Annotated in this window: 4 protein-coding genes and 1 pseudogene; 1 reads left to right on the forward strand and 4 read right to left on the reverse strand. The window is 70.3% G+C overall.

Annotated elements, in window-relative coordinates:
• Positions 1 to 101: 101 nt before the first annotated feature.
• Positions 102 to 1,409: pseudogene (locus ACFWR9_RS01945) on the forward strand (ABC-F family ATP-binding cassette domain-containing protein); the annotation flags it as partial.
• A gap of 30 nt (positions 1,410 to 1,439) precedes the next feature.
• Here ACFWR9_RS01945 and ACFWR9_RS01950 read toward each other — a convergent pair.
• The 4 genes from ACFWR9_RS01950 to ACFWR9_RS01965 form a co-directional block, all read right to left on the reverse strand.
• Positions 1,440 to 3,776 carry a Tex family protein gene (locus ACFWR9_RS01950; protein WP_383833975.1) on the reverse strand — a complete coding sequence of 779 codons (2,337 nt, stop codon included), beginning with the start codon at positions 3,774 to 3,776 and terminating at the stop codon, positions 1,440 to 1,442.
• Between the two features lie 93 nt (positions 3,777 to 3,869).
• Complete coding sequence (locus ACFWR9_RS01955; protein WP_383834005.1) at positions 3,870 to 5,456, reverse strand: MFS transporter; 1,587 nt, start codon at positions 5,454 to 5,456, stop codon at positions 3,870 to 3,872.
• Positions 5,457 to 5,988: 532 nt separating this feature from the next.
• Complete coding sequence (locus ACFWR9_RS01960; RefSeq protein WP_277343337.1) at positions 5,989 to 6,120, reverse strand: LPFR motif small protein; 132 nt, start codon at positions 6,118 to 6,120, stop codon at positions 5,989 to 5,991.
• A gap of 94 nt (positions 6,121 to 6,214) precedes the next feature.
• On the reverse strand, positions 6,215 to 7,084 hold the full coding sequence (locus ACFWR9_RS01965) for a hypothetical protein (RefSeq protein ID WP_383833978.1): 870 nt from the start codon (positions 7,082 to 7,084) through the stop codon (positions 6,215 to 6,217).
• Between the last annotated feature and the right edge of the window lie 569 nt (positions 7,085 to 7,653).

A 7,653-nucleotide genomic window follows, 5' to 3' on the forward strand; every position in this document is an offset into this window, starting at 1 on the left:
TGTCTGGGTGTGGGGGGGGGGGCTCCCGGCGGGCGCCCGGCGTACAGCCCCGTGTGCACCTCGTGGGGGGCGGCCCGCGCCGGGGGCGGGGGGGCCCCCCCCCCGCCCCCCACGACGCCTACGCCACCGGCCTGGAGCGCTGGCTCTCCCTCGGCGGCGCCGACCTCGACGACCGCGCCGAGGAAACCGCCGACGCGCTGGGCCTCACGGTCGGCCTCGACCAGCCGATGACCTCCCTGTCCGGCGGCCAGGCGGCCCGGGCCGGCCTCGCCTCCCTCCTCCTGTCCCGCTACGACGTCTTCCTGCTCGACGAGCCGACCAACGACCTCGACCTGGACGGCCTGGAGCGCCTCGAACGCTTCGTCACCGGCCTGCGCGCCGGCACCGTCGTCGTCAGCCACGACCGCGAGTTCCTCACCCGCACCGTCACCAAGGTCCTCGAACTCGACCTGGCCCAGCGGCAGATCAACCTCTACGGCGGCGGCTACGAGGCCTACCTGGAGGAACGGGACGTGGCCCGCCGGCACGCCCGCGACGACTACGAGGAGTACGCCGACAAGCGGGCCGCCCTCCAGGACCGGGCCCAGACACAGCGCTCCTGGATGGACAAGGGCGTGAAGAACGCCCGGCGCAAGGCGGGCAACGACAACGACAAGATCGGCCGCAAGTTCCGCAGCGAGGCCAGCGAGAAGCAGGCCGCCAAGGCCCGCCAGACCCAGCGCATGATCGAACGCCTGGAGGTCGTGGAGGAGCCGCGCAAGGAGTGGGACCTGCGCATGGAGATCGCCTCGGCGCCCCGCTCGGGCGCGGTCGTGGCCACCCTGCGCGACGCCGAGGTACGACGCGGCGGGTTCACGCTCGGCCCGGTCTCCCTCCAGATCGACTGGGCGGACCGGGTGGCGGTGACCGGGGCGAACGGCGCGGGCAAGTCCACGCTGCTCGGTGCCCTCCTGGGCCGGGTCCCGCTCGACGCCGGACACGCGGCGCTCGGCTCCGGCGTCCTGCTGGGCGAGGTCGACCAGGCCCGCGAGCTGTTCCACGGGTCCGAGAGCCTGCTGGACGCCTTCCGGGCCGGCGTCCCCGGGACCGAACCGGCGGACATCCGCACCCTCCTGGCCAAGTTCGGCCTCAAGGCGGACCACGTCATGCGCGCGGCGTCGACCCTCTCACCCGGCGAGCGCACCAGGGCGGCCCTCGCCCTGCTCCAGGGCCGGGGCGTCAACCTCCTGGTCCTGGACGAGCCGACCAACCACCTCGACCTGCCCGCCATCGAGCAGCTGGAGTCGGCCCTCGACGCCTACGAGGGCACGCTCCTGCTGATCACCCACGACCGCCGCATGCTGGACGCGGTACGGGTGACGCGCCGCCTGGAGGTGACGGACGGCAAGGTGACGGAGACGTCGGCCTGAGCGGCCCGCCCCCGCCACCACACCGGACGCCTACGCCAGCCCGGCCCGCCGCAACGCCTCGGCCATCGCCCCGTTGGACGGAGCGGGCGCGGCCGACGACCGGCCCTTCCCGCCGCCGCCGGAGCCCTGCCGCTGCTGCCGCTGCCTGGGCGGCCTGTTGCCCCCGCGCTCCTTCTTCTGCTCGCCCTGCGGAGCGGCCTCGTCGTCGAGCCGCAGCGTCAACGAGATCCGCTTGCGCGGAATGTCGACGTCCAGCACCTTGACCTTGACGATGTCGCCGGGCTTGACCACGTCCCGCGGGTCCTTCACGAACGTCTTCGACATCGCGGACACGTGCACCAGCCCGTCCTGGTGCACACCGACGTCCACGAACGCCCCGAACGCGGCGACGTTGGTGACGACACCCTCCAGCACCATCCCGGACGACAGGTCGGAGAGCTTCTCCACGCCCTCCTTGAAGGTGGCCGTCTTGAAGGCGGGCCGCGGGTCGCGCCCGGGCTTCTCCAGCTCCCTCAGGATGTCGCTGACCGTCGGCAGACCGAACGTCTCGTCCACGAACTCCGCCGGTTTCAGCGACCGCAGCACCGAGGTGTTGCCGACCAGGCCGGCCACCTCCTGCCCGGCGGTCTTCACCATCCGGCGCACCACCGGGTACGCCTCGGGGTGCACGCTGGACGCGTCCAGCGGGTCGCTGCCGCCGCGGATCCGCAGGAAGCCCGCGCACTGCTCGTACGCCTTGGGTCCGAGCCGCGAGACCTTCTTCAGCTCGGTCCGGGACGTGAACGGACCGTTCGCGTCCCGGTGCGAGACGATGTTCTCGGCGAGGCCGGAGGTGATGCCGGAGACGCGGGCGAGCAGCGGTGCGGACGCCGTGTTCACGTCCACGCCCACGCCGTTCACACAGTCCTCGACCACCGCGTCCAGGGAGCGCGACAGCTTCACCTCGGACAGGTCGTGCTGGTACTGGCCGACGCCGATGGACTTCGGGTCGATCTTCACCAGCTCGGCCAGCGGGTCCTGGAGCCGCCGGGCGATCGACACGGCGCCGCGCAGCGAGACGTCCATGTCCGGCAGCTCCTGCGAGGCGAAGGCGGAGGCCGAGTACACGGAGGCACCGGCCTCGGACACCATCACCTTGGTGAGCTTCAGCTCGGGGTGCTTGGTGATCAGCTCCCCGGCGAGCTTGTCGGTCTCGCGGGACGCCGTGCCGTTGCCGATGGCGACCAGGTCGACCGTGTGCTCCTTGGCCAGCCGGGCCAGCTTGGCGATCGCCTCGTCCCACCGGTTGGCGGGGACGTGCGGGTGGATCACGTCGGTGGCGACGACCTTGCCGGTGGCGTCGACCACGGCGACCTTCACCCCCGTACGGAAGCCGGGGTCCAGGCCCAGCGTCGCGCGGGTGCCCGCCGGGGCGGCCAGCAGCAGGTCGCGCAGGTTCGCCGCGAAGACGTTCACCGACTCGTCCTCGGCGGCCGTGCGCAGCCGCAGCCTGAGGTCGATGCCGAGGTGCACCAGGACGCGGGTGCGCCAGGCCCAGCGGACGGTGTCCGAGAGCCACTTGTCGCCGGGCCGGCCGCGGTCGGCGATCCCGAACCGGCTCGCGACGATGGCCTCGTACGAGGACGGTCCCTCGGTGGCCTCCTCGGGCTCCAGGACGAGGTCGAGCACGTCCTCCTTCTCGCCGCGCAGCATCGCGAGGACGCGGTGCGAGGGCAGCGCGGTGAACGGCTCGGCGAAGTCGAAGTAGTCGGCGAACTTGGCGCCGGCCTCCTCCTTGCCGTCCTTCACCTTGGCGGCGAGCCGTCCGCGCCCCCACATCCGCTCACGCAGCTCGCCGATCAGGTCGGCGTCCTCCGAGAACTTCTCGGTGAGGATCGACCGGGCGCCGTCGAGGGCTGCCTGGGCGTCCGCCACGCCCTTGCCGGCGTCGACGAACGCGCCCGCCGCGGCGTGCGGATCGACGGACGGGTCCGCGAGCAGGCCCTCGGCCAGCGGCTCCAGACCCGCCTCCCGCGCGATCTGCGCCTTGGTACGCCGCTTGGGCTTGAACGGCAGGTAGACGTCCTCCAGGCGCGCCTTGGTCTCCGCCGTGCGGATGCGCGCTTCCAGCTCCTCGGTGAGCTTGCCCTGCTCGCGCACCGAGTCGAGGATCGCGGTCCGCCGCTCCTCCAGCTCCCGCAGATAGCGCAGCCGCTCCTCGAGCGTGCGCAACTGCGCGTCGTCGAGCATCTCGGTCGCTTCCTTGCGGTAGCGGGCGATGAAGGGCACCGTCGAGCCGCCGTCGAGCAGCTCCACCGCGGCCTTCACCTGCCGCTCCCGCACGCCGAGCTCCTCGGCGATCCTGCTCTCGATGGACCCTACTGCCATGGACCCGCTGGACCCGGGTGTCGTCACGATCCCGTACCGCCTTCTCACTGAGGTTGCGCGGTAATTGTGGCAGGTGGCACCGACAATCGGGGATCAGGGCGTCGTCCGGGCCCGTCGGATGTGACTGGACGCCTCGGGCGCCCTGTCCGGCTCCGGTACCGGACCCTTCTTCTTTCCGGCAGCGGGCAAGGTAACCAGCAGCACAGCTGCTCCGAGGAGTGCGATGACCGCGATCCAGCCCGCGCCGACGTGCATGGCATGGACAAACGCGTTATCAGCAGCCTGAGCAAGAGAGGGCCGGTGGACAACGGTGGCGACGTGGCGGGCCTGTTCGGCGGAGACTCGCGCCTGATCCTGCACCGGACCGGGTGCACCCTCCAGCGAAGGTTCGATCGCACGTCGGTACATGATCGACATGATCGTGCCGCCTACCGCGATTCCGATCACACTGCCGGTCTGTCGCACGGTGTTGGTGACGGCCGATCCCGCACCGGCCTGTTCCAACGGCAGGTCGCTGATCAATGCGGCCGTAACCGGGCCGATCACCATGCCGATCGAGAGACCCTGTATCAACAACAGGATCTCGATCCAGACGAGTGGAGTCTGGAGTCCGAGGAACCCGTACCCGCCCATGGTCAGCGCAGCCACGGTCAGCGCCGGCACGGTGACGAGGCGTAGCGGCAGGCGGCGAACCAGGCGCGAGGCAAGGGGCGCCCCCGCGAGCGCGCCGAATGCGGTCGGGATATTGGCCAAACCCGCCTTCATCGGCGAAAATCCGAGCGCGCCTTGCAGGTAGAACGCGTTATAGAAGGTGATGGCGGCCACACCGAAGAGCAGCAGTCCGAGCGCCACATTGCCGCCGGCGAATGTGCGTTGTGCGAACAGTCGCGGATCAAAACTGGGCACCTTGACACGAAGTTCGACGAGTACGAAAACGGCCAGCAGAACCAGACCGACAACAATCGGCGCCCAGACGTCGGTACGACTCCACACCGCCACCTGCCCCGCCCGGATCAGCCCGTAGGCCAACGCCACGAGCCCGCTGATCGACAGCAACATTCCAGCGGGGTCCAGTGGTCGCAGAGTGGGGCTGCGGAAATTCGGAACCAGCGCGGCGAGCCCGACCAACGCCAATGCCGCGACCGGGACATTGATCAGAAAGACCGAGCCCCACCAGAAATGATCGAGCAGGAACCCCGCCAGCACCGGGCCGGCGGCCATTCCGACACCGGCCGACGTCGAGAAAATACCGATCGCGGCCGCCCGCGCGGGGCCGGTGAAGGTCCACATAAGGATGGCCATCATGGCAGGCGTGATCAGCGCGCTGCCCACCCCCATCGCAGCTCGAGCTGCAATCAGCTGGCCCGCATCGCTTGCGTACGCCGCCCACAGCGAGGACCCGGCGAAGATCACCAACCCACTGGAGAACACAGTCCGGTGACCGAACCGATCGCCCAGTGCGCCTGCACTGAACATCAATGTGGCGAAGGCCAGAGTGTACGAACCGGTCGCCCATTGCAGCTGACCGGGATTGGCCCCCAGTCCACGGACCGGGTCTGCAAGGGTCTCCAGCGCAGTACTCAGGACGGTATTGTCCAGCCAGATCATCAGCGAACACAACATAAGAACGGCAAGAATCAACTGCTGCCTGAACTTCGGCAACGTTGGAGGCGCGGTCATGAACACCTTCGGATATCGAACGGCGGGAACCTGAACGCCTGGACCATAAGCAAACTCAACGACGCCGTCAAGGTGAGAGTTTCTTGCCAATACTGTTGCGGCTGAGCGGGTTATATGCCCTCTGCCAGATTTGCGGACTCAACAATTGTGTGCCCTCTGGCGGATTTGCGAGTTGAAGAAATTCATGGCCTCCTGCGCGAGGTCACTTGCCTTTTCGCCCGAACGGCAGTCCCTGCCGGGCCGAGGTGAGTGCCCGACCCGGGTGGTGGGCCAGAGACCGGTAGGTCACGCTCTGCCGAGTTCCGTCCAGGGCCACCAACTGGACGCGGCCCGTGTGCGGTTCGCCTCGCTCGACGCGCCATTCGTCGATCGGTTCAGCGACCGGGGCGAGCAGATCGGCCCACGAGTACCGGTGCGGCCACCGTGCGTCAGCAGGAGCCGCAGCGGCCTCGTCGTCGTCCCCGGACAACCCGGTTCGCGTGTCCACGTCGCCGAGCAACCACACGGAACCGCCCGCCGCCGGGGTGCGGGATCAGGCCTTCCGGCCGCGGGCCGAGGACGAGGCCCCGCCGAAGAGCCGGGCCAGGGCCCGGAAGGGAAGCGTCACCACGGTGGCGACTGCGCCACCGATCTGGCGCAGCACGTCTGCGATGGCACGGAACACGAGAAGCCCCTTTCGTTTCCCGGCCCGTGTGGCCGGGAGGTACGGGTACCTCCGGACCGGCCCGTCATGCCTGTACGCGTGCCCGGGCGTGTCCTCAGCTCTTGCCGAGGAGGTCTGCGGGGAAGGCACCCGCGCCGAGTGCCGTGTGCGCGAAGGGCGTTGCGAGTTCCGTCAGGCGTGCCACGCCCTCCGCGCCTAGGTGCGCGTAGGGCGCGGTGTCGAGCCGGTCCGTCTCCCGCTCGATGCCGTCGCGCAACTCCGCCCCGTGCTCGGTCAGCTCGCCGGCGTCGTCGATCAGCCCGCGTCCGCGCAGCCGTTCCCTCGCCGCGTCCCACTCCTCCTGGGTCCAGCCGCGGGTGGAGAGGACCCACTTCGGGGCCATGCCACGGCCCGTCGCGGTGTGCGTCACCAGGGCTTCGAGACCGTCCAGGTCCGCGGCCAGCAGCGCGGCGAGGTGGCCGTCGCCCCGGTGCTCGCGCAGCAGGGTCGCCGCGTGCCAGAACGCCAGGTGCGGCGCCTCGGGCACCGGCAGGTCCGCGTGCGCCGAGTAGAGCGGACGGCCGCTGCGCGAGCAGCCCTCGGCGGCACGCAGGGCCAGCTCGGCCGCCTCCGCCATCTCCGCGGAGGCCAGGATTTGCTCGCCCAGCAGGCGGCGCAGCGTCGCGTCGACGGCACGCGAGCGTGCCGTCAGGGCCTGCTCCGGCGTGACCGTCTCCCAGACGGCGGGCACGTGCCGGGCGACCAGCTCGTACTTGTAGTTGTAGAAGGCGGCCGTCACCGTGCCGGCCCCGGCCGCGCCCAGCGCGGCGGCGCGCACCGCGAAGTTGACGGCCCGGGGGTCGGTGACCCCGAGGGCGGCCAGTTCCCGGCCGGTGTCGGGCGAGAAGTAGTGCGTCGAGTGCAGCGAGTTGAGCGTGTTGTGGCAGCGGCGTCCGGCGCGGGTGTCGATGGCGGCAGTTGTCATGCCACGCACGTTACCAACCGCTCAGTACGTCCTCCACGGGTGAGCCCACATGGCAGGAAAGGTGGGCTACTCGTCATTGCGGCCATCGCGGGCGAAGAATCGAGGGCATGGCGCAGCGAACCGTCCTCGTCGTCCTCTTCGACCAGGTCCAGAGCGTCTCTAGAATTCTGTGGTTGCCCGGGTGTTTCGGGCTTTTCGGGCGCGGCGTGGCCGTGTGCGGTCGCCTTGCCCTGGTCCGATCCTCGGGGTGAGGGGGTGGACTGGGGTGGCGTGCAGGTGGTGGAAGCCGGTCCGCTCGGCAGCGTGGGTGCGTTGCCGACAGATTCTGTGGGAGAGCCGCCTGCGGCCGGCCGGGAGAAGGGTGTCCTCTTCTTCCGGTGGGTCGGGGGCGGGTACTTCATGACCTGGCACCGGCTGGTGTGCGGCTGGTGTCTGGGTGTCATGCCCCGCCGGACGCTTGACCACCCTGGTGGGGGTGGTGGCGGGGACCGTGCGCGCTTCGGGCGCACGGCGGGAAGTGGGAAGGCCCGGACCGGGGTCCGGGACGGGGATGGCAGCGGGGTGCCGGG

This window comes from Streptomyces sp. NPDC058534 (genome assembly GCF_042717365.1).
GTDB lineage: Bacteria > Actinomycetota > Actinomycetes > Streptomycetales > Streptomycetaceae > Streptomyces.